Annotated in this window: 29 protein-coding genes; 15 read left to right on the forward strand and 14 right to left on the reverse strand. The window is 73.4% G+C overall.

Annotation, left to right across the window (positions count from 1 at the left end; genetic code table 11):
- Window positions 1-304: 304 nt before the first annotated feature.
- Window positions 305-544 (forward strand): GntR family transcriptional regulator, encoded by a 240-nt coding sequence (locus GA0070621_RS17915; protein WP_091197242.1) that lies wholly within the window; start codon window positions 305-307, stop codon window positions 542-544.
- Between the two features lie 195 nt (window positions 545-739).
- The gene (locus tag GA0070621_RS17920) at window positions 740-1,588 is read left to right on the forward strand and encodes a phosphotransferase enzyme family protein (RefSeq protein WP_157740015.1); all 849 of its coding nucleotides are present in this window, start codon (window positions 740-742) and stop codon (window positions 1,586-1,588) included.
- Window positions 1,589-1,618: 30 nt separating this feature from the next.
- On the opposite strand, the gene GA0070621_RS17925 is transcribed toward GA0070621_RS17920, so the two are convergent.
- Window positions 1,619-2,233 (reverse strand): dihydrofolate reductase family protein, encoded by a 615-nt coding sequence (locus GA0070621_RS17925; RefSeq protein ID WP_167667027.1) that lies wholly within the window; start codon window positions 2,231-2,233, stop codon window positions 1,619-1,621.
- A 1-nt stretch (window position 2,234) separates the two neighbouring features.
- Here GA0070621_RS17925 and GA0070621_RS17930 point away from each other — a divergent pair, with 1 nt between their 5' ends.
- From GA0070621_RS17930 to GA0070621_RS17950, 5 genes are all read left to right on the forward strand, one after another.
- Window positions 2,235-3,005 (forward strand): dienelactone hydrolase family protein, encoded by a 771-nt coding sequence (locus GA0070621_RS17930; RefSeq protein ID WP_091197246.1) that lies wholly within the window; start codon window positions 2,235-2,237, stop codon window positions 3,003-3,005.
- Window positions 3,006-3,232: 227 nt separating this feature from the next.
- A complete protein-coding gene (locus GA0070621_RS17935; RefSeq protein WP_091197249.1) occupies window positions 3,233-4,411 on the forward strand; it encodes a sensor histidine kinase in 1,179 nt (392 codons plus the stop codon).
- Window positions 4,401-5,663 carry a hypothetical protein gene (locus GA0070621_RS17940; protein ID WP_091197251.1) on the forward strand — a complete coding sequence of 421 codons (1,263 nt, stop codon included), beginning with the start codon at window positions 4,401-4,403 and terminating at the stop codon, window positions 5,661-5,663. Before GA0070621_RS17935 ends, GA0070621_RS17940 begins: the two co-directional genes overlap by 11 nt.
- Entirely contained in the window at window positions 5,633-6,349 is a 717-nt protein-coding gene (locus GA0070621_RS17945; RefSeq protein ID WP_091197254.1) for a response regulator transcription factor, read from the forward strand. Before GA0070621_RS17940 ends, GA0070621_RS17945 begins: the two co-directional genes overlap by 31 nt.
- Before the next feature lie 74 nt (window positions 6,350-6,423).
- Window positions 6,424-7,164 (forward strand): hypothetical protein, encoded by a 741-nt coding sequence (locus GA0070621_RS17950; protein ID WP_091202582.1) that lies wholly within the window; start codon window positions 6,424-6,426, stop codon window positions 7,162-7,164.
- A 61-nt stretch (window positions 7,165-7,225) separates the two neighbouring features.
- On the opposite strand, the gene GA0070621_RS17955 is transcribed toward GA0070621_RS17950, so the two are convergent.
- Window positions 7,226-7,975 carry a lysophospholipid acyltransferase family protein gene (locus tag GA0070621_RS17955; RefSeq protein ID WP_091197257.1) on the reverse strand — a complete coding sequence of 250 codons (750 nt, stop codon included), beginning with the start codon at window positions 7,973-7,975 and terminating at the stop codon, window positions 7,226-7,228.
- 119 nt (window positions 7,976-8,094) lie between these two features.
- On the opposite strand from GA0070621_RS17955, the gene GA0070621_RS17960 reads away from it, so the two are divergent.
- Together GA0070621_RS17960 and GA0070621_RS17965 are read left to right on the forward strand one after the other, a co-directional pair.
- Window positions 8,095-8,742, forward strand: coding sequence for an alpha/beta hydrolase (locus GA0070621_RS17960; RefSeq protein ID WP_091197261.1), 648 nt, complete (start codon window positions 8,095-8,097; stop codon window positions 8,740-8,742).
- Between the two features lie 18 nt (window positions 8,743-8,760).
- Window positions 8,761-9,153: a VOC family protein gene (locus GA0070621_RS17965; protein WP_091197264.1), complete on the forward strand. Its 393-nt coding sequence runs from the start codon at window positions 8,761-8,763 to the stop codon at window positions 9,151-9,153.
- Window positions 9,154-9,208: 55 nt separating this feature from the next.
- On the opposite strand, the gene GA0070621_RS17970 is transcribed toward GA0070621_RS17965, so the two are convergent.
- From GA0070621_RS17970 to GA0070621_RS18005, 8 genes are all read right to left on the reverse strand, one after another.
- Window positions 9,209-11,266, reverse strand: a complete 2,058-nt coding sequence (locus GA0070621_RS17970) for an amylo-alpha-1,6-glucosidase (RefSeq protein WP_091197267.1) — start codon at window positions 11,264-11,266, stop codon at window positions 9,209-9,211.
- Window positions 11,266-11,637, reverse strand: a complete 372-nt coding sequence (locus tag GA0070621_RS17975) for an SCP2 sterol-binding domain-containing protein (RefSeq protein ID WP_091197271.1) — start codon at window positions 11,635-11,637, stop codon at window positions 11,266-11,268. The genes GA0070621_RS17970 and GA0070621_RS17975 overlap by 1 nt, the downstream gene beginning before the upstream one ends.
- 175 nt (window positions 11,638-11,812) lie before the next feature.
- Window positions 11,813-12,229 (reverse strand): CBS domain-containing protein, encoded by a 417-nt coding sequence (locus tag GA0070621_RS17980; protein ID WP_091197272.1) that lies wholly within the window; start codon window positions 12,227-12,229, stop codon window positions 11,813-11,815.
- 103 nt (window positions 12,230-12,332) lie between these two features.
- Window positions 12,333-12,773 carry a PPOX class F420-dependent oxidoreductase gene (locus GA0070621_RS17985; protein ID WP_091197275.1) on the reverse strand — a complete coding sequence of 147 codons (441 nt, stop codon included), beginning with the start codon at window positions 12,771-12,773 and terminating at the stop codon, window positions 12,333-12,335.
- 91 nt (window positions 12,774-12,864) lie between these two features.
- The gene (locus tag GA0070621_RS17990; RefSeq protein ID WP_091197277.1) at window positions 12,865-13,890 is read right to left on the reverse strand and encodes an aspartate-semialdehyde dehydrogenase; all 1,026 of its coding nucleotides are present in this window, start codon (window positions 13,888-13,890) and stop codon (window positions 12,865-12,867) included.
- Between the two features lie 300 nt (window positions 13,891-14,190).
- Entirely contained in the window at window positions 14,191-15,537 is a 1,347-nt protein-coding gene (locus tag GA0070621_RS17995; protein WP_091197280.1) for a M16 family metallopeptidase, read from the reverse strand.
- Window positions 15,534-16,826: a M16 family metallopeptidase gene (locus GA0070621_RS18000; RefSeq protein WP_091197282.1), complete on the reverse strand. Its 1,293-nt coding sequence runs from the start codon at window positions 16,824-16,826 to the stop codon at window positions 15,534-15,536. The genes GA0070621_RS17995 and GA0070621_RS18000 overlap by 4 nt, the downstream gene beginning before the upstream one ends.
- Before the next feature lie 87 nt (window positions 16,827-16,913).
- Window positions 16,914-17,126 carry a hypothetical protein gene (locus GA0070621_RS18005; protein WP_091197285.1) on the reverse strand — a complete coding sequence of 71 codons (213 nt, stop codon included), beginning with the start codon at window positions 17,124-17,126 and terminating at the stop codon, window positions 16,914-16,916.
- A 260-nt stretch (window positions 17,127-17,386) separates the two neighbouring features.
- Here GA0070621_RS18005 and GA0070621_RS18010 point away from each other — a divergent pair, with 260 nt between their 5' ends.
- From GA0070621_RS18010 to GA0070621_RS18020, 3 genes are all read left to right on the forward strand, one after another.
- Window positions 17,387-18,472 carry a 3-deoxy-7-phosphoheptulonate synthase gene (locus tag GA0070621_RS18010; protein WP_091197287.1) on the forward strand — a complete coding sequence of 362 codons (1,086 nt, stop codon included), beginning with the start codon at window positions 17,387-17,389 and terminating at the stop codon, window positions 18,470-18,472.
- Window positions 18,473-18,646: 174 nt separating this feature from the next.
- Window positions 18,647-18,880, forward strand: coding sequence for a hypothetical protein (locus GA0070621_RS18015; RefSeq protein WP_407940353.1), 234 nt, complete (start codon window positions 18,647-18,649; stop codon window positions 18,878-18,880).
- Window positions 18,881-18,942: 62 nt separating this feature from the next.
- Entirely contained in the window at window positions 18,943-19,155 is a 213-nt protein-coding gene (locus GA0070621_RS18020; RefSeq protein ID WP_091197293.1) for a hypothetical protein, read from the forward strand.
- 66 nt (window positions 19,156-19,221) lie between these two features.
- On the opposite strand, the gene GA0070621_RS18025 is transcribed toward GA0070621_RS18020, so the two are convergent.
- The 3 genes from GA0070621_RS18025 to GA0070621_RS18035 are packed head-to-tail and all read right to left on the reverse strand — an operon-like array spanning window position 19,222 to window position 20,443.
- Window positions 19,222-19,761 (reverse strand): DUF1360 domain-containing protein, encoded by a 540-nt coding sequence (locus GA0070621_RS18025; RefSeq protein WP_091197296.1) that lies wholly within the window; start codon window positions 19,759-19,761, stop codon window positions 19,222-19,224.
- 32 nt (window positions 19,762-19,793) lie between these two features.
- A complete protein-coding gene (locus tag GA0070621_RS18030; protein ID WP_197674079.1) occupies window positions 19,794-20,120 on the reverse strand; it encodes a hypothetical protein in 327 nt (108 codons plus the stop codon).
- Between the two features lie 2 nt (window positions 20,121-20,122).
- Entirely contained in the window at window positions 20,123-20,443 is a 321-nt protein-coding gene (locus GA0070621_RS18035; protein WP_091197301.1) for a DUF6158 family protein, read from the reverse strand.
- A 121-nt stretch (window positions 20,444-20,564) separates the two neighbouring features.
- Between GA0070621_RS18035 and GA0070621_RS18040 the strand changes: the two genes are divergently transcribed.
- A complete protein-coding gene (locus GA0070621_RS18040; RefSeq protein WP_091202584.1) occupies window positions 20,565-20,984 on the forward strand; it encodes a hypothetical protein in 420 nt (139 codons plus the stop codon).
- A gap of 25 nt (window positions 20,985-21,009) precedes the next feature.
- On the forward strand, window positions 21,010-21,339 hold the full coding sequence (locus GA0070621_RS18045; RefSeq protein ID WP_091197303.1) for a DUF3817 domain-containing protein: 330 nt from the start codon (window positions 21,010-21,012) through the stop codon (window positions 21,337-21,339).
- Between the two features lie 34 nt (window positions 21,340-21,373).
- Here GA0070621_RS18045 and GA0070621_RS18050 read toward each other — a convergent pair whose 3' ends face one another.
- Window positions 21,374-21,895 (reverse strand): DUF6232 family protein, encoded by a 522-nt coding sequence (locus tag GA0070621_RS18050; protein ID WP_091197306.1) that lies wholly within the window; start codon window positions 21,893-21,895, stop codon window positions 21,374-21,376.
- Window positions 21,896-22,396: 501 nt separating this feature from the next.
- Between GA0070621_RS18050 and GA0070621_RS18055 the strand changes: the two genes are divergently transcribed.
- Window positions 22,397-23,365, forward strand: a complete 969-nt coding sequence (locus GA0070621_RS18055; RefSeq protein WP_091197311.1) for a C40 family peptidase — start codon at window positions 22,397-22,399, stop codon at window positions 23,363-23,365.
- Window positions 23,366-23,416: the final 51 nt, after the last annotated feature.

A 23,416-nucleotide genomic window follows, 5' to 3' on the forward strand; every position in this document is an offset into this window, starting at 1 on the left:
CGCGCTGGTACTCCCTCGTCGGCTCGTTCGCCCAGGAGTGTCCGGAGTTTCGGCGGACCTGGACCGGAGTGACCGCCTGTGGGCTGAGCGCTCCCGAGCGGTTCTGATAGAGCGTTGCCGGCCCCGTCAGGTCAGCGGATTCCCTCCGCCCGAACCACCGGTTCCGCACCAGCCTGCGCCACTTAGACAACATCAGCACCTCCCGTTGTTCCGGCCTTGCCACCAACCGTAGACCTGTACGTCTATAGACGTCTAGTACGTACCGCAAGTCTAGGCCGTTCAGGACGTTGAAGAAGGTGGTGTCATGGTCGATCCGTTGTCGCCGACACCGCTGTACGTCCAGGTCGCCAATCTCGTGGCGAAGCGCATCGCGGACGGCGAGCTGGAGCCACTTCGTCCGATACCGAGCGAGTCCCAGTTGCAGCAGGAGTACGGCGTGGCTCGGGGCACTGTCCGACAGGCCGTACGCCTGCTGCGGGACCGCGGGCTGGTGATGACGGTCCCGCAGCGGGGCACTTACGTCGCCGAGAAGGCTGGGCAGTAACAGCCCTTGCGCGCCGCGATGCCCGGCAGGATCGAGCATCCGGCGACCGTGCAACGTACGTGCCGTCAAGGAGTAGCCGGCGTACGCGAGGGCAACGGCAGCACAAGTCGCTCGCCAGTCACGCCCCTCGCTGCTTCACTTCACCGGATGATTGCCGAGGAGAAGCTGCGATCGTGCCTGGCAAACCTCTGGGGCGTGACTGACGCGACGGTGGAGCCGCACCACGGGGGCATGAACTCGGCGACCTGGTTCGTCACGGCCGGGGCGGAGAGTTGGGTCGCCAAGGCGGTCGCGCCGGCTGCACGCCGGTCCCTCCTGGGCGGACTCACCGTCGCCGGCCACGTCGACGCGGCGGGAATCCCCACAGGCGCCCCGGCGACGACCCGACAGGGCGAGATCATCGCGGACGTCGAGGGGATTCCGCTCGCGCTGCTGCGTCGGGTCGACGGGGACGGGCTGTCCGGCGGCACCCCCGACGAGCAGCGGTTGATCGGCCGGACCCTCGGCCGGGTGCACGAGGTGTTGCGGGAGGTCTCGGTCAAGGACGCCGACCGATTCCACTGGGTGGATGTCCAGGCCGCGCATCTGGCGGTACGGCCCTGGATCCGGCCGGCGGTCGCCGCCGCGGTGGCCGCGTACGAGGCTCTTGACCCGTCGACGCTCTCCTGGGGCCTGTTGCACACCGATCCGGCGCCGGAGGCATTCCTGCTGGACCGCCGGACCGGGGTCTGCGGGCTGATCGACTGGAGCGTGGCGATCACCGGTCCGTTGCTCTATGACCTCGCCTCGGCGGTGATGTACGCCGGCGGCCCTCGCCGGGCGGTCTGCCTGATCGAGGCGTATCTGACGAGGCGGACCCTCACCCGCGCCGAAGTGGAGCACGGGCTGCCGACCATGTTGCGGTTCCGCTGGGCGGTGCAGGCTGACTATTTCGCCCGCCGCCTGGCCACCGGTGACCTCACCGGACTCGCGAACAACGAGGGAAACGAGAAGGGCCTGGAAGACGCACGCCACCGGCTGAGCCAGATTCCGCAGAACACGTAGCTGGCCCCCGGTCCGCAGACGCCCGTGTCGTCACCCTTTGACGGTGCCGAAGGCGGGCGCGCCGGCGCTGTCGTAGGTCAGCATCGTCACCCCGCTGGCGGAGGTGCGGGTGTCGGTCAGCCGCAGGCCGGCCGGCGGCACCCCGTCGACGAAGAGTCGCTGTCCGCGGCCCAGGACCACGGGGAAGACCAGCAGGTGGTACGTGTCGATCAGGCCCTCGCGCATCAGCGAGCGGGCGAGTGCCCCGCTGCCGTGCACCTGGAGTTCGCGGCCGGGCCGGTTCTTCAGTTCGGTGATGGCGGTGACCAGGTCGTCGCCGAGGCGCTGCGATCCCGACCAGGTCAGCTCGTCGGTACGGTTCGTGGCGACGTACTTGGGCAGCCGGTTGAGCGGGTTGTCGGACCCGCCCTGGGCGGGGTCGGTGACGTGCGGCCAGTAGGCCGCCATGATGTCGTAGGTGCGGCGGCCGAGCAGGAGGGCGTCGGCCCGGTCGAGGACCGCGCTCATGTAGCCGCCGACCGTCTCGTCGAAGTGCGGCGGCAGCCACCCGCCGAGGTCGAACCCGCCGCTGCGGTCCTCCTCGGGGGCGCCGGGGGCCTGCATGACGCCGTCCAGGGTCAGGAACGTGGTGATCGTGAGTCGCACGATGTCGCCTCCCTCGTTGACCGGCCCGCGCCGGCTCTCACCATTGCCGACGGCCGGGAGACGACCGATTCGACAACCCAACCAGACACTAAATGTGACCTGCGACACACCCGCGAAACGACCCTGGTCCTCCGCACCGTGGAACAGCGACATCGGCTGGCCCACGGGACCGGCGCTTGTCGTATCTCCCGCCTACCGTGGGCGGATGACCGAGATTCTGTTGTTCCACCATGCCCTCGGGCAGACCCCGGGCTTTCTGGAGTTCGCCGACCGGTGGCGCGGAGCCGGCCACACCGTGCACACCCCCGACCTGTACGAGGGCGCCACGTTCGAATCTGTCGAAGAGGGCGTGGCGCACGCCGAGGGGATCGGCTTCGGCGAGATCATTCGACGGGGTACGGCCGCCGCCGCGTCCCTGCCGGAGCGGATCGTCTACGCCGGCGTCTCGCTCGGGGTGCTGCCGGCGCAGTCGCTCGCCCAGCGGCGGCCCGGCGCGCGGGGCGCGCTGCTGCTGGAGAGCGCGGTGCCGCCGGAGAGCTTCGGCGGCCCCTGGCCGGCCGGGGTCCCGGCGCAGTTGCACGCGATGGCCGACGACGAGCTGGCCGAGGTGCCGGTCATGCGGGAGGTGGCGGGCCAGATCGACGCCGCCGAGCTTTTCCTCTACCCGGGCGGCGGCCACCTCTTCACCGATCGCGGCACGAAGGCGTACGACGAGGCCGCGACGACCCTGCTCCTGCGCCGCACGCTGGACTTCCTCGACCGGGTCGGCTGACCTCGCCGGCGTCGAGCGGCGCCGGATCGGCGAGGTGGCGGGAAAAGCCCATCCCGAACACCGCCACATCGGCGATCCGCCGGGACGGCACCGGTCACCCTCGGTGCCCGCCGGGCAGCGACCCGCCGCGCACCGAGGGTGACCGGTTACGGTTTGGCATGTTATTCTCCGGCGTCGATCTAGGCCGCCGGACCCGACCGGGTCGCAGCCGGAAGGACCCTCCCCCGATGCCGGTCGTTGGCGTCACGACCTCGCCCCCGGCCCCGCTGGACCGGCCGGGAGGCGGCGCGTTCACTCTGGTCTTCACCACCCTGCCGGCGCTGCTCCGGCTGACCTGTGGCCTGGTCGCTGCGGTGGTGGCCCTGGCGGTCCGCACCCCGCCGGTCCGGGTCGCGCTGCTGGTGCCGGTGGTCGCCGTGCTGACCGCCTGGTCCGTCTGGTACGCGGTCCGCGCGCTGCGGCACGGGGCCACCGGTGCCATGGTGGCCGGCGACGTCGCGCTCACCACCGGGGCCGGGCTGGCGATCCCCTGGCTGGTCGCGCCGGAGGTGCTGCCCGGCGAGGTGAGCTGGATCGCGGTGCTCGCCAGCACCACCGTGATCAACGCACAGGCCACCGCCCCGGCGCGCTGGTCGGTCCCGGCCGGGTTGCTGGTCACCGCCGGCTACGCGACCGGCGCGACCGCCGCCGGCAACCCGGTCGAGGCGCGGTCGCACGCGATGACGCTGCTGGTGCAGACCGGCATCACGGCGGGGATATCCGCGGTGATGCGGCGCCGGATCGGGCACGCCGACACCGCCTTCGCCGACTACCAGCGGCTGGCCCGCGAGGCGGTGGTGGCGCGCGCCGCCCGGGAGGCCGAGCGGCGGCAGAACCGCGACCTGCACGACACCGTGCTCGGCACGCTGACCATGGTCGGGCTCGGCGCGCTCCCCGGCCTGTCGGTCACGCTGCGCGAACGGTGCGCGGCGGACCTGCGTACCCTCGCCGCCCTGGCCGACGCCAGGTCGGCGCCGGCGGCCGGCCCGGTTGCGTTGGACGACCGGCTGCGCACGGTCCTGGCCCGGCTGCCGGAGCTGCCGGTGACCGCGACGCTCACGCCGTGCGCGCTGCCGGCGGAGGTCGCCGGCGCGCTGGCGGACAGCGCCGCCGCCGCGCTGGCCAACGTGGTCCGGCACGCGTCGGATGCCACCACCACGCTGCGCCTGGCCCGGGACGCCGACACCGTCGTGGTCGAGGTGGCCGACGACGGCCCTGGCTTCGACCCGGCCACCGTCCCCGCCCACCGGTACGGGCTGCGCGAGTCGATCATCGGGCGGATGGCTTCGGTGGGCGGCCGGGCAGAGGTGACTTCCGCCCCTGGCGCCGGCACCCGGATCCGACTGGAGTGGACCGGTGTCGACTGACCTGGGTGCGGCCCTCGACGGCGCCGCCCGCCGCCCCGGCGCGCCGGCCGTCGGGTGGGCCGGGGCGGTCGACGGGACGCGGCGGGCCGACCGGGCGGAGCCGGCCGGCGCGGCGGCGGGCGCGGTGGCGACCGCCTCCGACCGGGCCGCCCGCATCGGGGCGGTCACCATCGCGTTGGCCTGGCACCTGGCGATCGACCTGCCGGCGCTGTCCGGCGCCGGCACCTCGCCCGCCGCCTCGACCGTGGTCGCCGCGGCCTGGCTGGTGACCGCGGCGGTCGGCGTGGCGGCCGGCGTACGCCTGCTGCGCGGCGGCCTGCCGCCCGCCCGGCGGCTGGCGGCGGTGCTGCTGGTGGTCGACGCGGCGGTCTTCGCGGCGGTCGGCGGCGAGCAACTGTTCGCCGCGGCGAACTGGGTCTGGGGCGGCCTGGTCTGGTTCTTCCTGCTGGTGCTCTGGCGGCGGCCGGTCCGGTGGCTGCTGGCGCTGCTCGGCGCGCACGCGACGATCGCCCTCATCGTGGTGGTCGCCGACGGCGCGACCGCCCCGGCCGACCTCGCCCGCTACGCGATGTACGTCTACGGCACCTCCTCGCTGCCCGTCGCGGTCTTCGTCGGTGGCGGCGCGCTCGCCATCCTGGCCCGGGACCGGGCCGGCACGGCGGCGGCGACGCTGGTGGTCGAGGCGGAACGGGTGGCGGCGGAGCGGGCCCGGACGGAGCGGCGTGCCCGGCTGGCCCTGGTCAGCGGCACCGCCGAGGAGGTGCTGGCCGAGTTGGCCGCCGGCGACGCCGACCCGGCCGACCCGGAGGTGCGCCGCCGCTGCGTACTGGCCGCGGCACGGCTGCGTCGCCTGATCGCCGAGTCGGACGACGTGCCCGACCCGCTGCTGCACGAGCTGCGGGCCGCGGCGGACCTGGCGGAGCGCGACGGACTGCCGATCGAACTGGTCGCCGTCGGCGTGCCACCGGAGCTTCCGGTCGAGGTGCGTCGACGGCTGACCGACCCGCTCACCACGGCACTCGCCGACGCCCGGGGGTCGGCCCGGCTGACCGTTGTCGCCGGCCCGGACGAGGTGGTGGTCAGCCTCGTCACCCCCGACCACGACGGGCCCGACACGAGCGGGCCGCCGGGCACGACCAGCCCGCCGGACACGGACGGGGACGGGGACGGGGACGGGGAAGGGTCGGTGGAACTCGAGCACGAGCGGGACGGGGAGATCAGATGGACGCAGACGCGGTGGCGCAGGACGTGACGGGCGGGCCGCCGATCGGCGTGGCGATCGTGGACGACCATCCGGTGGTGATCGACGGGGTACGCGCCTGGCTGGCCGGCGAGCGGCGGCTGCGCGTACTGGCCACCGGCGACGATCCGGACGTGGTGCTGCGGGCCGCCCCGGAGGCCGAGGTGGTCCTGCTCGACCTCCGGCTGCACGGGCGGATGGTGATCGACAAGCTGGCCGAGCTGAGCGCCGCCGGACGGCGGGTGGTGGTCTACTCCGAGCACACCGACCCGGACACCATGCTCGCCGCGCTGGACGCGGGCGCGGTGGCGTTCCTGGCCAAGCACGAGGGACGCGAGCACTGTGTGGCGACCGTGCTCGCCGCGGCGAGCGACCGGCCGTACGTGCCGCCGGCGCTGGCCGGGGCGATGGTCGGCGATCCCCGGCCGGACCGGCCCGCGCTGTCGGACAAGGAGCGCGAGGCCCTGCTGCTGTGGTTCCAGTCGATGTCGAAGGCGTCGGTGGCCCGCCGGATGCGGATCAGCGAGCACACGGTCAAGCAGTACGTGGACCGGGCGCGGATCAAATACACCCGCGCGGGCCGACCGGCCGCCACCAAGGCGGCGCTGCTCGCCCGGGCGATCGAGGACGGACTCGTCCGGCCGGAAGAGATCGGCATCTACCGGTCACAGGCGTCCACCGACCGGCCGACCCCCTAACGGCTGTCATGACACCCGGCGGCGGGTGGGCCAGGCTCGGGATACCGGAAACCGTCTCCCGGGAGGTCGTGACCGTGCAGGAGGACGCCGCCCCCTTCTTCATCGGGCCGCACCGCTTCGACGCGGACGACCCCGCCCGTCCCGTGCTCGACCGGCGGTACGCGCTGATCCCCGAACCGGGCGAGCGGGTGCTCGGGCAGCACCGGCTCGGGGTGACGGGGCAGTTGCTCGGCCCCACGGAGAGCGTCCGCGCCTGGGAACTCTCCGCCCCGGCGGCGGTCACGGTGACCGACCGGCGGCTCGCCTACGTCTGCCCCGACGCCGAGTTGTCCGTGGTCCCCGCGCGGGACGGCCGGGCGTACCCCCGGCACCGCCGCCCGGTCCGGCTGTCCCGCCTGGTGAGCGGCCAGATCCGCTGGCAGTGGCCGTCCCGGCTGGAGCTGGCCGACGGCTCGGACGGCGGCGGCGAGCTGCGGGTGGTCTGCGACGCCCTGCGGACCATCCGGCAGCCGTCCCTCGCTCTCGCCGGCCCGGACCCCCTGATCGTCGCGCTGGCCCGGCAGATACGCCGCGCGGTGGCCGCCTTCCGGCTGGTCCACCCCGAACTGGTGGAACTCTCCCCGCCGGAGCGGGACACGCTGCTGGTCCGGGTCGGCGGGGCGCCGGGCCCGGCCCGGGGCGCGGTGACCCTGCCGGGGTCGCTGCCGGTGGAGTTCCTCTCCCGGGACGACTACTACCGCCCGGCGCGGGACGCCGTCCCGGCCTGGCCGCGGCTGGCGTCCCCGGCTCGGAACCGCCCCGGCTCCGCCTGCTGACCTCCGGCGAGGACGCGGCCGGTCGCGGTCCGTGCGGACCCGGCCGACCGCGCGGGGTGGGTCAGGCGGTACGGGCGCGGCGGCCCGGCCGGTCCAGCTCGGCGGCCTCCTCCGGGGTGGGGGCGGTGCCGCCGAGGTGGGCCGGCTGCCACCACGTGTCGTCGGGGCCGGCGGGCTGCTCCGGGTACGCCCGCTGGGCCCGGTCGACCAGCGCGCCCAGCCGGCTGCGCAGTTCGGCCGTCATCGTGGTGGCGTCCGGGTACCCGGCCGGGTCCATCGGCTCGCCCACCAGGATGGTGATCGGGGTGTGCCGCCGGGTGAGGGTGCGCGGTCGGCCCTTGGTCCAGAGCCGCTGGGTGCCCCAGACGGCGACCGGCAGCAGCGGCACGGCCGCCTGCTGGGCCATCCGGGCGGCCCCGCTCTTGAGTTCCTTGACGGTGAAGGAGCGGCTGATGGTCGCCTCCGGGAAGACGCCGACCACCTCGCCGCTCCGCAGCGCCGTCACCGCGGTCTGGTACGAGCCGGCGCCGGCCGCCCGGTTCACCGGGATGTGCTTCATGCCCCGCATGAGCGGTCCGGAGACCTTGTGCCGGAAGACGGACTCCTTGGCCATGAACCGGACCAGCCGGTGGGACTCCTGCGCGCCGTATCCACAGAAGATGAAGTCCAGGTAGCTGACGTGGTTGCTGGCCAGCACCGCACCCCCGGTACGCGGCACATGTTGACTGCCCTCGATGGTCAGGCGCAGGTCGAGGACCCGGAACATCGTCTTGGCGGCGGCGATCACGGGCGGGTACACGAGCTCCGGCATCCGGCAACTTTACCCCGGGTAGGTTACGCGACCGTAGGGATGAGAGATCCGCCGACAGCCGCGCTCTGCCCTGCGGAGAACCGCTCGCCGGCCGGCCCGGGATCGGGGACCATGCCCGGATGACTCCACGTGCTGTCCTGCTCTGGATCCACGGTGGCGGCTGGCGGGCCCGGTACCACGAGGACGGCGCCGCGCTGGCGCCGCTCGGCCTGCGGGTGGTCGCGGCGACGTACCGGTTCGTGGCCGAGGCACGCTGGCCGGCCCAGCTCGACGACGTACGCGCGGCGGCCCGGGCGGCCCGGTCCGCGGCCGGCGGGCTGCCGCTGCTGGTTGGCGGCGACTCGGCCGGCGGCATGCTGGCCCTGCACCTGGCCCTGCGCGGGGTGGACCGGCCGGGCGACGTCGCGGCGGCACTGGCGTACTGGGCACCGGTCGACCCGCTGGACCCGCGGTACCGGCGGTTGCGCGCCCACGACGACCCGTGGACCGACCTGCTCGGCCACCCGCCCGCCACGGGCGACCCGGCCACCGTCGACGCCACGGTCGCCACCCACCTCGGGTCCGGCGTACCGGTGCTGCTGGTACACGGGCGGGAGGACGCGGCGGTGCCGGCCGGACAGTCGCTGGCGTTGAGCGGGCAGTTGCTCGCCGCCGGCCACCCGGTGCACTGCTGGATCACCCACGGCGGGCACGCCCTCGACCTGGCCCGGCCGGACATCCGGGCGGTCACCGCCGCCTTCCTGGACAGCGTCCTGCCGGCCGCCTGACCCGACTACCGTCAGGACATGCCCGACCTCGCCGCGATCGTCATCCACTGCCGTGACCCGTACCTGCTCGCCCCGTTCTGGAGCATGGTCACCGGGCTGCCCGTGGTCGAGGACGACCGGGCGAAGCTGGCCGACGGGTCGCTCGGGCCGACCGAGGCGGTGCTGCTGCGCGACCCGTCCGGGCACCGGCCGGACGTCTGGATCAGCCCCGCCGACGACCTGCCCTCCTCCGGCCGGATCCACCTCGACCTGGTGGGTGACGCCGAGGAGCGGGCCGCGGTGCTGGCGGCCGGCGCGACCGTGGTCCGCGAACTGCCCCGGTGGACCGTGTTGGCCGACCCGGAGGGGAACCAGTTCTGCCTGCTCCCCCGCACCGAGGCGCACGCCGACGCGCTGCTGCCGGGGCACTGACCACACGCCGACGCCGCCGGCTGGCACCGGCGGCGTCGCGCGTCGAGACGCCCGGTCAGGCGGCCAGGCTGTGCAGGTCCAGGCGGCCCCGGGCGAAGGCATCCACCTTGCCCCACCGGCCCGGGATGTCCAGCACCTCGATCCGGCCCATGCCGACCGGCAGCCGCGGGTCGACCGACAGGTGCCCCTCGTGCGGCTCCAGCCCGAGCATGGTCCGGATCAGCAGCAGCGGGGCCCCCGTCGACCAGGCCTGCGGGCTGCACGCCGTCGGATACTCCACCGGGAACTTGGTCAGCTCCCGGTGGTAGCCGCCGAACGCCTCCGGCAGCCGGCCGTCGAAGTAGCGCGCCGCGTCCAGGATGCCGTTGGCGATGGTGGCGGCCTCGTCCGCGAAGCCGTACCGCCGCAGACCCCAGGCGATGAAGGAATTGTCGAACGGCCAGATGGTGCCGTTGTGGTAACCGATCGGGTTGTAGCGGACCTCGCCCTCGGCCAGGGTGCGTACCCCCCAGCCGGAGAAGAGTCGCGGCCCGACCAGGTGCTCGGCGATCTTCGCGGCCCGCTCCTCGTCGACGATGCCGCTCCACAACAGGTGCCCGATGTTGGAGCTGAGCACGTCGCACTGCCGGCCGTCCGGGTCCAGCCCGAGGGCGTAGTACTCGCCGTCGGCCACCCACCAGTCGCGGTTGAACCGCTCCTTGAGCGTGGCCGCCTCGCGTTCCAGCCGGTCGGCGTACGCCGGATCGTTCCAGAACTCCCGGGCCAGCCGGGCGGCCCGCATCTTCGCGTCGTACGCGTACCCCTGCACCTCGCAGGTGGCCCGCGGGAACGGCGGCAGCTTGCCGTCGGCGTACGAGATCGAGTCCCAGGAGTCCTTCCAGCACTGGTTCTCCAGGCCGGTGTCGGTGTTGCGCCGCTCGTACCAGATGTAGCCGTTGCCGACCAGGTCGGCGTAGTCGTCGATCCACTTCAGCGCGGCCCGGCACTCCTGTTCCAACTCCTCGACCAGCGCGACGTCGCCGCTCCACTTCTCGTACTCGTCGAGGAGCACCACGAACAGCGGCGTCGCGTCCACCGAGCCGTAGTACGGCGAGTGCGGCTGTTCCTCGAAGGCGGCCGTCTCGCCGTATCGCATCTCGTGCAGGATCCGGCCCGGGTCCTCGTCCCGGAAGTCGTCGAACCGGGTGCCCTGCAACCCGCCGAGGATCCGCAACGTGGTCTCGGAGAGCGCCGGCGCGAACGGCAGCACCTGGAGGCAGGTGAGGATGCTGTCCCGGCCGAACATGGTCATGAACCAGGGCAGTCCGGCGGCCGGGAGCGTCTGCCCACCGAGGGAGAGCGGCGAGAAGCGCAGCGCCGCCAGGTCGATCAGGCTGCGCCGGTACGTCGAGGCCAGCTCGGGGTGCTCGCTGTTGACCTTCGGCGCCCGAGTCATCCACTCCTCCAGGTCACGCTGGAGGACCAGCCGCTCGGTGCCGTGCGCCCGTAGCCCCATCCGCAGGTCCCGGCCACCCGGGCCGATCGCCACGGTCTGCACCTCGATGGCGGTGTCCCACTGCTCGTTGGGTTCCAGGTGGACGTTCCAGGCGAACCCCTCACGGTCGTACCTGGCCGGAACGGTGGCGGAGATGACCGTCTCCCGCTTGAAGTTGCCCCGCCGGTAGCCCAGCCGGAGCCGGTCCCTCTCGGCGTCGGAGTAGATCTCGCCCTTCTTGTTCAGGATCTCGTCCTTCACCTGGAACAGGTCGGCGAAGTCGGAGCCGGCCTCCATCCGGATCTCCAGGTCGACCGCCTTCTCGTCGTGGTTGAGGATGGTCAGCGTCTCCCGGAAGCTGCCGCCCACCGCCCGCTCCCGGATGACCGACAGCTTCGCGTCGATGTAGTGCGTGGCCAACCCGGGCACCAGGAAGAACCGCGCCTCGAAGTACTGGAGGTCGTCGTACGACAGCGAGTTGAGTCGCTCCCCGTTGATCGTCAGCACCCATCTGGACAGGAACCGGGTGTCGATGGAGAAGAGACCGGTCGGCTCGCTCGGCGTCGCCTCGATGTCGCCGGTGTCCTCGGAGACCACGAACGTGTTCCCGTCGAGGATCCGGACCGTGTTGCCCGCCATCAACGCACCTCCCGCGTGAACGCGCGCCGCGGCCCCTGCGAACGCGGCGGACCGGGCAGCAGCCGTTCGACCTGGAGCAGCAGCCGCAGGTCGCCCGCCACGGTCATGTCGCCGCGGAGCAGGGCCGCGATGGCGTTCTCCTCGCCCGTGACCAGTTCGCCGAAGAGGCGCGGCGCGGTGCCCACGACCGTGTCGGCCTCCCGGTCCTCCTGCCGGACCTGGAGGTTGCCCCGGTCGATGTCCAGGAGCCAGTGTGTCGTCTGCGCCCCCTGGTGCAGGTCGAAGCGCAGGCTCCCGGAGGTCTTCGCCAGCAGGGGTTCGAACCCCCGCCGGTCCAGTTCCTCGAAGAACCTCGTGGTCGCGTCCACCATCCGCTCTACTCCTCCCGCGATCCCCGGCGTCCGAGGACGGGTCCCCGCCGGGTACGACGTCAACCTCGCCCGGATCGGGTGACCGCCGTCCGGCCGGCGTCGGGCTGGCGGAGGACCCGGATCGCGCGAACGCCGGCCCCCCGGGCGGGGAGCCGGCGTCACCGCGGCGGACGGGTCAGTTGTTGGGATCGTCGGCGCTGATGTCGGCGAGCACCGACTGGGGCTCCCGCTCGACCGCGAGGTCACCCATCGAAATCAGCCCGACCAGGCGGCCGTCGTCGATCACCGGCAGGCGGCGCACCGCGTACGTCCGCATCAGGTCGGCGGCGGCCACCGCGTCGTCGTACTGGCTCACCGTCACCACGTCCTTGCTGGTGATCTGGTTGAGCCGGGTGGTGTTGGGGTCCATGTTCTCGGCCACGCCGCGGACCGTGATGTCCCGGTCCGTAACGATGCCGACCACGTTGTCGCCGTCGGTCACCACCACATCGCCGATGGCGCTGTCGCGCATCTCCTGCGCCGCGGCGGTGAGGGTGTCGTTGCCGTCCATCGTCACCAACCGGGTCGTCATGAACTCTCCGACCGTTGTCATGGTGCTCCCCTCTCGGTGTCGGCACCGCGGTCTACCCGCCGGTCCCGGCCCGGTAACCCGCCCGGGTTCAGCGATGGCGGGGGCAGCGCCGCGCGGGCGCGGGTCAGCCGCGGGGAGGCATTCCGTAGACGCGCTCGACATGCAGCCGCAGCACGAGCCGGCGCTCGGCGACCATGGCCCGCCGGAAGTCGTCCCAGTCCGGGTGCTCGCCCTGCACCGCCCGGTAGATCCCGACCAGTTCCTCGACCGTCGGGTCGTCCGGCCGCTCGGCCACCGGGGTCAGCTCGGCCCGCGCCTCCGCCACCGCGTACGCCCAGCCGTCCTGGCTGCTGACCTGGAAGCTGGCCCGGGGGTCGCGGCGCAGGTTGGCGGTCTTGGCCCGGCCGTCGGTGACCGAGACCCGGATCAGGCCCTGCTCCCGGTCGAAGGAGTAGACCACGTTGGACAGCTGGGGTCGGCCGTCCCGTTTGATGGTGGCGAGGGTGCCGAGCCAGCGGCTCGCGATGAGGTCGGTCAGGGCCTGCCGGGTCTGCTCGTCCGTCATTCGGGTCTCCCGCGTCGACTGGTCGTGGTCGCCACCATCTCACCGTATTTCGGGGCCGGGTGCCCGACCATCGGCCGGGCACCCGGGCGGCTCAGCGACGCTCGGCGGCGACCAGCTCGGCGAGCTGCACCGCGTTGAGCGCGGCGCCCTTGCGCAGGTTGTCGTTCGAGCAGAAGAGGGCCAGCCCGTGCTCGACCGTCTCGTCGGCCCGGATCCGCCCGACGTACGTCGGGTCCTGGCCGGCCGCGTCGAGCGGGGTCGGCACGTCGGCCAGCGCCACGCCCGGCGCGCCGTCGAGCAGTTCGCGGGCGCGGGCCGGGGTGATCGGGCGGGCGAACCGGGCGTTGATCTGGAGCGAGTGGCCGGTGAAGACCGGCACCCGGACGCAGGTGCCGGAGACCTTCAGCTCGGGGATCTCCAGGATCTTGCGGCTCTCGTTGCGTAGCTTCTGCTCCTCGTCGGTCTCGGAGGAACCGTCGTCGACGATCGAGCCGGCCAGCGGAAGCACGTTGAAGGCGATCGGGCGGGCGAACGAGCGCGGCGCGGGGAACTCGACGGCCGCGCCGTCGAAGGCGAGCCCGGCGGCGTGCTCGGCGACCTTGCGAACCTGCTCGTCCAGCTCGGCCACCCCGGCCAGGCCGGCGCCGGACACCGCCTGATAGGTGGCGACGACCAGGCTGACCAGTTCGGCCTCCTGGTGCAGCGGACGCAGCACCGGCATCGCGGCCATGGTGGTGCAGTTCGGGTTGGCCACGATGCCCTTCGGCCGGGCGCCGACGGCGTGCGGGTTGACCTCGGCGACCACCAGCGGCACCTCCGGATCCATCCGGAACGCCGACGAGTTGTCGATGACCACCGCGCCGGCCTCGGCGACCCGGGGCGCCAACTCCCGGGCGGTGCCCTTGCCGGCCGAGAAGAGCACGATGTCCAGCCCGCGGTAGTCCGCGGTGGCCGCGTCCTCGACGGTGACCTCGCCGTCCCGCCAGGGCAGGGTGCGCCCGGCCGACCGCGCCGAGGCGAACAACCGCACCTGCTCCGCCGGGAACTCCCGCTCCGCCAGCACCTGCCGCATCACGCCACCGACCTGGCCGGTGGCCCCCACAATGCCGATCCTCATGCCCGCGAGGCTACCCAGCCGGGCGGCCGGACCGGGAAGCCTTTCCCACCGCGCGGGCCGCCGGCCGACGCTCCCGCCGCCCGGCGGCCGCCCCCGTCACCTGCAACGACAGCGCTCCGGCACGGTTCGCCCCGGAAGATCACCCGCCGTCCGCCCACCCCGCCGAAGCATCCCCACCCGCCCCCACACCCTCACGTCCCCCAACCGCGACCCGAATCACACCCGACCCGGGCAGATCTTGGGTACGAAAGGACCCCCGCGGGGGCCGTCTCGTACCAAGATCCCGGGCGGGTTCAGGGGTCAGGGGGTGTGGTCGACCACCTCGCCGAGGTTGGCGGCGACCAGCTCGTCGCGGATGATCGCCGAGTCGCCCTCGACGACCACGGTGAGCGACTCCGGGTGCAGGTGCGCTCCGGCCGCCGCGGAGACCTGGTCCACGTCGGCGGCGAGCAGCGCCTCGCGCAGCCGGGCGTGGTAGTCGTCCGGCAGGTCGTGCACCACCAGCGTGGTCAGCGCCGACGCGATCGCCCGCGGCGTCTGCAACTCGACCGAGAGCTGGCCGGCCCGCCACGAGCGGGCCACCGCCAGCTCGTCCTCGGTCACCCCGGTCAACTGGGTACGCGAGACCTCGCCGACCGCCTCCACCAGGGCCGGCGCGGTCACCGCGGTCTGCACCCCGGAGCTGATCGCGAACCGGCCGAACCGGCGGGACGAGGCGAAGTCGCCACGGATGCCGTACGTGTAGCCGTGCACCTCGCGGATCAGGTGGTTGAGCCGGGAGGTGAACGCACCGCCGAGCACCGTGCCGGCGAGCGTCATCGGCACGTGGTCCGGATGGGCGCGGTGCGGGGACGGGTGCCCGATGCGGAGGGTGGACTGCACCGAGCCGGGACGGTCGACCAGGATGACCCGCCGCCGGTCGGGCAGCGGCACCTCGATCGGGCCGCCCGGCTCCACCGCCCCGCCCGCGGTGCCGGCGAACGCCGCCGCGCCGAGCGCGTCGAGGTCGATCCGGTCCAGGTCACCGGCGACGATCAGCGTCCCCGGGCGGATGAACCACTCCGAGTGGAAGACGGTCACGTCGTCCACGTCGAGCGCGGCCACGCTCTCCGGATCGCCGTACATCGGGCGGCCCCAGCGGTTGTCCACGCCGAACAGCTCGGCGCGCAGCACGGCGTCCGCCCGCGGGCCCGGGTTGGCCCAGTCCATCCGCAGCGCGGTCGCCTCGTCGTCACGGACCCGCAGCACGTCGGCCGGGTCGAGCTTCGGAGTACGGACGGCCTCGGCGAGCAGCTCGACGGCGGCGTTCAGCCGGTCCACCGGCACCTGCACGCTGACCTGGAACGAGTCCCAGTCCAGCCCGGTCACCAGCTCGGTGCCGAGCGCCTCGATCGCCAGGGCGTACGCGGTGGCGTCGCGCTGCCCGGTGCCCTCCTCCAGGGCCTTGGCGAGCACCGCGCCCAGCCCTTCCTTGCCGACCGGCTCCCGGCCGGCGCCCCCGTCGAGGAGCAGCAGCGCGACCGCGAGGTTCTGCCCCGGCAGGTGCGCGGCGACGACCTGCCCGCCCGCGACGGCCCGGCGGACCACCTGCGGGAACCGGTACGGGCGGGCGGCGCCCGGCCCGGGACGGGTGGTGATCAGCGTCATGGCTTCTCCTCGGGCTGGTAGATCAGGGTCACCCGGTCGGCGGCGCCGAGCAGCTCGGCGGCCTGCTCGGCGATCTGCTCGGCGGTGACGGCGAGCCAGGCGGGCAGCCGCTCGCCGGCCTTCGCCGGGTCACCGAACTGGGTGGCGTACCGGCCGAGCGTGTCGGCCCGGCCGTCCACCGTGGACATCTGCCGCCACCACAGGGTGCTCAGCAGCGCCTTGGCGCGGTCCAGCTCGGCGGCGGTCACCGGCACGGTGGTCAGCTCGTCGACCACCTCGGCCAGCCCGTCGCGCAGCCGCTCGGCGGTCACCCCGGGGCGAGCCGTGACGGTGGCGATCAGCGGGGCGGGGCCGTGCGCCAGGTCCACCCCGTACGCCCCGACCAGGTCCGGCTGGGCGATCCGCTCCCCGTCGGCGAGGCGCTGGTAGAGCCGGCTGCCCCGGCCGCTGCCCAGGACGGTGGCGAGCACGGTGGTCACGTCGTACCCGGGGGTGCCGAACCGGTGGGTGCGGTGCGCGACGTACACCCGGGGGGCGGGCACGTCGGCGGTGACCGTCTCCACCGCCGGCCGCCCGGTCGCCGGAACCGTCCGCCCGTCCGGCGCGGCGGGGATGTCGGCGCGCGGGGGGACGCCGCCGAAGTACTTGTCGGCCAGCGCGAACACCTCGGCGGCGGTGGTGTCGCCGACCACGGTGAGCACCGCGTTGTTCGGCGCGTAGTACGTCTCGTGGAACGCCTGGAAGGTGGGCAGGCCGGCGGCGTTCAGGTCGGCCATCGACCCGATCGTCGCGTGGTGGTACGGGTGGCCCGGCGGGTAGAGCAGCGGCAGCAGCCGCAGCCAGGCGTCGCCGTACGGGACGTTCTCGTACCGCTGGCGGCGCTCGTTCTTGACCACGTCCCGCTGGTTGTCCAGCGTCTGCTGGGTCAGCGCCGGCACCAGGCCGCCCATCCGGTCGGCCTCCAGCCAGAGCGCCAGCTCCAGGTGTTCGGCCGGGACGGTCTCGAAGTAGTTGGTCCGGTCCGGGTTGGTGGTGGCGTTCAGCGATCCGCCGGATCCCTGGATGAACCGCATGTGCTCGGTCTTCGCCACGTTCACCGAGCCCTCGAACATGAGGTGCTCGAAGAGGTGGGCGAAACCGGTCTGTCCCTCCGGTTCGTGCCGGGAGCCCACGTCGTACCAGAGGTTGACGGCGACGGCCGGGGCGGTACGGTCCTCGCTCACCACCACGCGTAGGCCGTTGTCAAGTCGGGTCGTCTCGATGGGCCAGGGGTAACCGCTGTCGGGCATGGCACGACGCTATCCGATCTCACGGGCGGAAAGGTGACGAGCGGGGAGCATCCTCGGCCCGTGCCGGGTACGCGCCGCCTTCCCCGCTCAGTCCGGCGGTTCGCTCGGGGTCACCGTCTGATCCGACGTGCGGTGCTCCAGGGTGGTGTCCTCGGCGACGTCGGTGTCCTCCCGGATGTCCGATTCGGTGAGGATCGCGTCGGCCTGCGCCTCCGGGTCCTCGCTGCCCGCCGCGACCTCCTCGGGCAGCAGTTGGGCGCGGGACTCGATCCGTTCCTGCTCGCTCTGCTCGTGACTCATGCACTCCGCATACCCCGTGTACCGCAGTGCGGAACGGAGCGCGACTTTCCCGGCACGTCGGGGTACGCTGGCCGGCGTGACGCGGTCGTATCGATGGTTTAGGCAGCCGGCTGGAGGAGCCGGTGACCTCGCCATGAGCTGACGTCACTCCTCTTCGAGCCGGCCGGGCAGGGATGGTTTCCCTGCCCTTTTCGCGTACGAGCAGCCGGCTCGACCTCGGGCGCCGGCCCCGAGGCACGGTCGGCGGAAGGAACCCCACCGTGACGACCCCGGACGCCCATCGGGTCATCGACCAGCGGATCGACCGTGTCGTGCCGCTGACCACTCCGGCCCTGCTGCACCACCATCTGCCGCTGGACGCGGCGCTCGCCGAGGCCGTGGTGGCCGGCCGGCGCGCCGTCGGCCGGGTGCTGGACCGCGCCGACGACCGGCTGCTGGTCGTGGTCGGCCCGTGCTCGGTGCACGACCCCGCCGCCGCCCTCGAGTACGCGGGCCGGCTGCGCGAAACGGCCGACCGGCTCGCCGACGACCTGCTGGTGGTGATGCGGGTCTACTTCGAGAAGCCGCGCTCGACGGTGGGCTGGAAGGGCCTGATCAACGACCCGGGGCTGGACGGGTCGGGCGACGTGAACACCGGCCTGCGGACCGCCCGCGCGCTCCTGCTCGACGTGCTGCGCCTCGGTCTGCCGGTGGGCTGCGAGTTCCTCGACCCGATCACCCCGCAGTACATCGCCGACACCGTGGCCTGGGGGGCGATCGGCGCCCGGACGGTGGAGAGCCAGGTGCACCGGCAGCTCGCCTCCGGGCTGTCCATGCCGATCGGCATGAAGAACCGCCCCGACGGCAGCATCTCCACCGCGGTGGACGCGATCCGGGCGGCCGGCGTGCCCCACGTCTTCCCCGGCATCGACGTCTCCGGCACTCCGGCGATCATGCACACCCGGGGCAACGCCGACGGCCACCTGGTGCTGCGCGGCGGGGGCGGCCGGCCGAACTACGACGCCGAGTCGGTGGCCGGAGCCCTCGACCTGCTGCGTGCCGCCGGCCTGCCCGAGCGCGTGGTCGTCGACGCCAGCCACGCCAACAGCGGTAAGGACCACCGCCGCCAGCCGCTCGTCGCCGCCGATGTGGCCGCCCAACTGGCCGCCGGCCAGCGCGGCATCGTCGGCATCATGCTGGAGAGCTTCCTCCAGCCCGGCCGCCAGGAACTCGACCCCACCCGGGAGCTGACGTACGGCATGTCGATCACCGACGGCTGCCTCGGCTGGGACACGACCACCGAGGTCCTCACCGAGCTGGCGCAGTCGGTCCGTACCCGCCGCGCCAGCCTCCCCGCCTCCGCCTGAACCCGATTCCCGGCCCACCGGACGAGACAGCGCCGCCCCGGCCCCGGCCAGGGCGGCGCTGGACGTCGCTGTGCGGGTCGCCGGCTGGCCCTCCCGCCAGCGGCCATGGGCGGACGCGCCGGCACGCCGCCCACGGCGAGGGCGGCGACGTTTGACCGATTCGGGCCCGGGTAGCTGACCGGCGTGACCGACGACGCGCCCGTGACCGAGCAGCCCGACACCCGGCTGCTCGACGAACTGCTCGACGACATCTACCACGGCCAGGAGCGGATCAGCCAGGCGGACATCTACCGCCGGGCGGTCGCCGCCGAACTCCCCGCGGAGCTGCTCTCCAGGGTCGCCGCGCTCCCCCAGGGCGAGTACGCCGTCGACGAGGTGGCCGACCTGCTGGGCGGGACCGTGGCCTGAGGCGCAACCGCGGACGTGCCCCGGACGGCTGCCCGCTTGCCCCCGGACGGAGAGGACAGGGAATGACGGAGCGTAACGAGGGACGACGCGAGCACCCACCGGCGCTCGGCCAGCCGCCGGAGGGCCGGGGCACGGTGCCCGAGCCGGACTTCGCCGAGGAGCACGACCGCACCGCCGTGGACCGGGACGTGGTCACCGGGGCTGACGAGGACGAGCGGGAGCCGGAGGCGGCGCGCGGTTGGGCCGGCGAGGACCACGGCACGACCCCCACCTGAGCGGTACGAGCGGTGGGGCCGACGCAGCGCGCCGGCCCCACCGTGGCGACCTGACGCCGTCGCGGGTCACTGGCCGTGGTGACCGCCCTCGGCGGCGTGCTGGGCGACGGCGTACCCCATCTGGAGGAAGTCGGAGGCGGCGACCGCGGTCAGCGCGGTGGCGACCAGCCGGGTCAGCCGGGGCGCCAGCACCAGTCCCCCGGTCAGCCCGGTCGCCACCCAGACCGCCAGGCAGAACGGGCAGCTCAGCAGCTCACCGAGGGCGTGGCGGGTGGGACTGCCCTGGTCCCGGACCTGCTCCATCACCTCGCCGCTGCCGATCGGGCGGTCGTAGCGGGTGAACGGCGCCCGCAGCGGGCTGGTGATGGCGTCCTTGGACAGCAGTCGGCTGAGCTTGTGGGTCGCGACGCAGAGCAGCATCACGTCACCCGGTGCGGGCCGCTGCGGCACCGGCCGGCCGGTCAGCCGGACCAGCCCGACCAGCGACGCGGTGACTGTCGCGTACGTGCCCATCGCCACCAGGTAGCCGCCCAGCGGCCGGTGTTCGTGTGGTGCGTACGCCTGGCGCAGGCGCGCCACCCTCTGTTTCAGGCCACTCCCGGTCACCCGGCCTCCTCGGTGCTCGTGGCGGCGCCGGCTCAGCCGGCGGTCAGGTTGTCGGCCACCTCGCGGGCGAGGTTGGCCAGGGTCTCCTCGGCCAGTCCGTCGGCGTCCACGCCGGCCAGGTCCAGGCGGACCCGGGCACCGCCGGCGTCGGCCGACTCCACCAGGATCTCCGCGGACCAGTCCGGCGCCGAGTCGCTGTACCAGGTGGCCCGCAGCTGCTCGACGCTGACCAGCTCCGGGCGGCGACCGCCGTCCAGCCGGAGCGGTTCGGGCAGCCACGCCGCCGCCCGGTCCGGGTCGATGGCCGTGTTGAACACCACCTCGGGCGGCGCGGACATCCCCCGCTCGGCGTGTGCCACCATCAGACGCCCCGCAGCCGGCTCGGGTCGACCTCCCGCCCCGGGTGCCGGGCGAGGTACTCGGTCTCCAGCTCGGCGGTGCGGCGCAGGTGGTTGGCGAGCGCCGAGTCGGTGGCGTGCCGCAGCGTGTCCAGCCGGGTCCGGTGCAGGCTGGTCATCTCCCGGATCAGGTCCTCGTCGCCCAACTCGGCGGGGTCCACCCCGAGCAGCGCGCCGTCGAGGTCGTCGAGCGCGGCGTCGGTCCCGGTACGGTCGCCGTCCCACTCGGGCAACCGCTGCTCCGGGCTGGCCTCACCACCGGTGCGGCGTACTGATTCGGTCATCGTCGCCCCCTCGTCTCGTTCGGGCTGGCGTCTAGACGGATGCCCACCCGCGATGCCACCAAACCCCGCCACCTACGACACCGCGTCGGAGAGCCCGGCCAACCCCGGTACCCTCGATGGCATGGAACGGCTCTGGACACCGGCGTGGATCGCCCGCCACGTGGCCATGGTCGTGCTGGTCGTGGGCTTTCTCGGGCTCGGCTGGTGGCAGGTCACCCGGGCCGCCGAGGGCAACGCGCTGAGCTTCGGGTACGCGATCGAGTGGCCGGTCTTCGCCGGCTTCGTGGTCTTCGTGTGGTGGCGTGAGGTGCGGCACACGCTGCGACGCCGGCGCGCGGAGGACCCGTCCCCGGCGCCGTCGGCCGCCGCCGGCCCCGAGCCGGCCGCCGCCACCCCGGCGGTACGCCGGCCCGTACGGGTCAACCGCGTGCCGGCCGCCTCGGCGTCCGGCGCCGAGGACGGCGAGCTCGTCGACTACAACCGCTACCTGTCATGGTTGAACGCCAACCCGGGCGCGCGCCCCGGTGACTACCCCGGCTGACGCCGGTTCGGAAGGACGGACGAAGGTGGGCGGAGCCCTTACCCGGTACCGCGTGATCGCCTGGATCGTGGGCGTGGCGCTGGCCGTGCTGGTCCTGATCGGCATGCCGTTGAAGTACGGCTTCGACAAGCCGACCGTGGTGGCCGTGGTCGGCACCGCGCACGGCTGGCTCTACATGCTCTACCTGGCCGCCACCTTCGACCTGTCGCGCCGGTCCGACTGGCCGCTGAAGCGGATGCTGCTGGTGATGCTGGCCGGCACCGTGCCGTTCGTCTCGTTCTACGCCGAGCGCCGGGTGAGCCACTGGCTGACCGACGCCGAGCAGCCCCGCACCCCGGAGCCGGTCGCCGGCTGAGGCCACGGGTCGTCCAGCGCCGGCGGACGGCCGGTCACCGCCTCGGCCGCCACGGATCGGCGGAGGCCAGCGGGTCCGTCCAGCCGCCCTGGCGCGCGCCCTCCCGGGCTCGCTGGAGGGCCCGGGCGACCTGGCCGAACTGCCGCTCGTCGTCGCTGCTGAACAGCAGCACCTCGGCACCCCGGTGCCGGCCCCACAGCTCGTACGCCGGGGGCCGCCAGCGGTCGCCGATCAGCACCAGCACCAGCGGCAGCAGACCGACCACGCCCAGCACCAGGTACGCGGTCGCGGTGAGCCGTTCCAGCCCGCCGGTGAAGCCGAGCAGCACCCCGACCGCGCCGATCATGGCGGCGGTGACCGCGACCGCCCGGACGGCGAGCCGGTCGTGCGGCCCCCGGGTGGTCCAGAGCTGGGTGAGTTCCGCGACCGGCCAACTGTTGCGGCCCACGGTGAAGCGCTGGTCGGTGACGAGGATGCCCGGACGGGCGTAGAGCAGGGTCGGGGCGGTCGCCCGCGGTGACCGGGGCGGGTGGGTGGCGGAGCCATCGGTCTGCACGGCATCCTCCAGGGGATCGCGCGCCGGGTTTCTCGCGCCGCGACGAACTGCGTCGATGCCATCTGGCGGGATTCCCGGTTCCGCGCTTCATTGTGTTGGGGCCGTGCCAGCCCGGCCGGCTGTTTCCGCAGGCCGGCGCGGCATTCGGGGTCCGGGCCACGCCGTAAAACAGAGCTGATTTCAGCCTTTGTCATGACTTTGCGGCGCGTTGCCTGGCGACATCCGCCCAGAACGACGAATCGGGCCAGCCGCATCATCCGCCCATTCGGCCAACCCGTCGCGAGCCACGAGTGATGAATAGGTCACAAGATGTCACCGCCATCACCGGCACTTCCTGACACTCTGCCAACATTCGCCACTGCTTCAACTCCGCGCCACACCCGTCACGGGTTAGGTTGGGCAGGCCGGACCGGTCGACCGCCATCCGTCCGGATGGCCCCGGCCCGGTGTCGCCGGGTGCCTGTGCGCTCCCGGCGAGCGTCGGAGAGGAGCTTTCCGCTCTTGTCGTCCTTACGGACCCTGCTGCGCTCGCTGGCGCTCGCCGGCCTCTCGGCCGCGCTGATCGCCCCGGCGTCGGTGGCTCGCGCCGAGCCCACCCCCGCCGAGCTGACGAAGCAGATCGAGAAGTCCTCGACTGAGCTGGAGCGAATCGTCGAGTCCTACAACAAGCTCAACGAGGAGATCAAGGCCAACAAGGCCACCGCGGCGGCGTTGCAGGCCAGGATCGGCCCGTTGCAGGCACAGGCCGAGCAGAGCCGCGCCGACGTCGGCGTCCTCGCCGCCACCGCGTACAAGACCGGTGGGCTGCGCACCGTCCGGGCCCTGCTGGAGCCGGGCGGGCAGACCTCGCTGCCGGAACGGCTGGGCACGCTCGACCAACTGACCCGCCAGCGCCAGCAGACCATCGACGGCTTCACCACGAGCCAGCGCAAGCTGATCAACGAGAAGGCCCGGCTCGACGCCACGCTGGCCAAGCAGGCCGCGCAGGCGAAGCAGCTCGTCGCCGGCAAGAATAAGATCGAGGCGGACCTGGCCCGCCTCTACCAGCTGCGCCGGCAGGCGTACGGGCGGGCCACCGAGGCCCCCGTAGAAACCGGCTCCGCCGGCAGCGCCCCCGCCGTCTCCGGCTCGGCCGGGGTGGCGGTGCGGTACGCGTACGGGGCGATCGGCAAGCCGTACGTCTACGGGGCCGAGGGCCCCGGGGGCTACGACTGCTCGGGGCTCACGCTGGCCGCCTGGCGGGCGGCGGGGAAGTCGTTGCCGCACAACGCGGCGATGCAGTGGGACGCCACGGCACGGATCAGCCGCGGCTCGCTACAGCCCGGTGATCTGGTCTTCTACTCCGGCCTCGGCCACGTGGCCATCTACGTCGGCAGCGGTCAGATCATCGACGCGCCGAGCGCGGGCCGCAACGTCAACAAGCGGGACATGAACATCATGTCCATCGCCGGATACGGCCGGGTGCGCTGACCCAGCAAACCGACGAACGGCCGGCGTCCCCCTATCGGACGCCGGCCGTTC

Source organism: Micromonospora narathiwatensis (assembly GCF_900089605.1).
In the GTDB taxonomy this organism is placed as follows: domain Bacteria; phylum Actinomycetota; class Actinomycetes; order Mycobacteriales; family Micromonosporaceae; genus Micromonospora; species Micromonospora narathiwatensis.

Bases quoted from the DNA above. Each gene is read 5' to 3' on its own strand.
- GA0070621_RS17915 (WP_091197242.1), top strand. From the start codon at position 305: ATGGTCGATCCGTTGTCGCCGACACCGCTGTACGTCCAGGTCGCCAAT.
- GA0070621_RS17930 (WP_091197246.1), top strand. From the start codon at position 2,235: ATGTCGCCTCCCTCGTTGACCGGCCCGCGCCGGCTCTCACCATTGCCG.
- GA0070621_RS17935 (WP_091197249.1), top strand. From the start codon at position 3,233: ATGCCGGTCGTTGGCGTCACGACCTCGCCCCCGGCCCCGCTGGACCGG.
- GA0070621_RS17945 (WP_091197254.1), top strand. From the start codon at position 5,633: ATGGACGCAGACGCGGTGGCGCAGGACGTGACGGGCGGGCCGCCGATC.
- GA0070621_RS17955 (WP_091197257.1), bottom strand. From the start codon at position 7,975: ATGCCGGAGCTCGTGTACCCGCCCGTGATCGCCGCCGCCAAGACGATG.
- GA0070621_RS17960 (WP_091197261.1), top strand. From the start codon at position 8,095: ATGACTCCACGTGCTGTCCTGCTCTGGATCCACGGTGGCGGCTGGCGG.
- GA0070621_RS17965 (WP_091197264.1), top strand. From the start codon at position 8,761: ATGCCCGACCTCGCCGCGATCGTCATCCACTGCCGTGACCCGTACCTG.
- GA0070621_RS17970 (WP_091197267.1), bottom strand. From the start codon at position 11,266: ATGGCGGGCAACACGGTCCGGATCCTCGACGGGAACACGTTCGTGGTC.
- GA0070621_RS17975 (WP_091197271.1), bottom strand. From the start codon at position 11,637: ATGGTGGACGCGACCACGAGGTTCTTCGAGGAACTGGACCGGCGGGGG.
- GA0070621_RS17980 (WP_091197272.1), bottom strand. From the start codon at position 12,229: ATGACAACGGTCGGAGAGTTCATGACGACCCGGTTGGTGACGATGGAC.
- GA0070621_RS17985 (WP_091197275.1), bottom strand. From the start codon at position 12,773: ATGACGGACGAGCAGACCCGGCAGGCCCTGACCGACCTCATCGCGAGC.
- GA0070621_RS17990 (WP_091197277.1), bottom strand. From the start codon at position 13,890: ATGAGGATCGGCATTGTGGGGGCCACCGGCCAGGTCGGTGGCGTGATG.
- GA0070621_RS17995 (WP_091197280.1), bottom strand. From the start codon at position 15,537: ATGACGCTGATCACCACCCGTCCCGGGCCGGGCGCCGCCCGCCCGTAC.
- GA0070621_RS18000 (WP_091197282.1), bottom strand. From the start codon at position 16,826: ATGCCCGACAGCGGTTACCCCTGGCCCATCGAGACGACCCGACTTGAC.
- GA0070621_RS18005 (WP_091197285.1), bottom strand. From the start codon at position 17,126: ATGAGTCACGAGCAGAGCGAGCAGGAACGGATCGAGTCCCGCGCCCAA.
- GA0070621_RS18020 (WP_091197293.1), top strand. From the start codon at position 18,943: ATGACGGAGCGTAACGAGGGACGACGCGAGCACCCACCGGCGCTCGGC.
- GA0070621_RS18035 (WP_091197301.1), bottom strand. From the start codon at position 20,443: ATGACCGAATCAGTACGCCGCACCGGTGGTGAGGCCAGCCCGGAGCAG.
- GA0070621_RS18040 (WP_091202584.1), top strand. From the start codon at position 20,565: ATGGAACGGCTCTGGACACCGGCGTGGATCGCCCGCCACGTGGCCATG.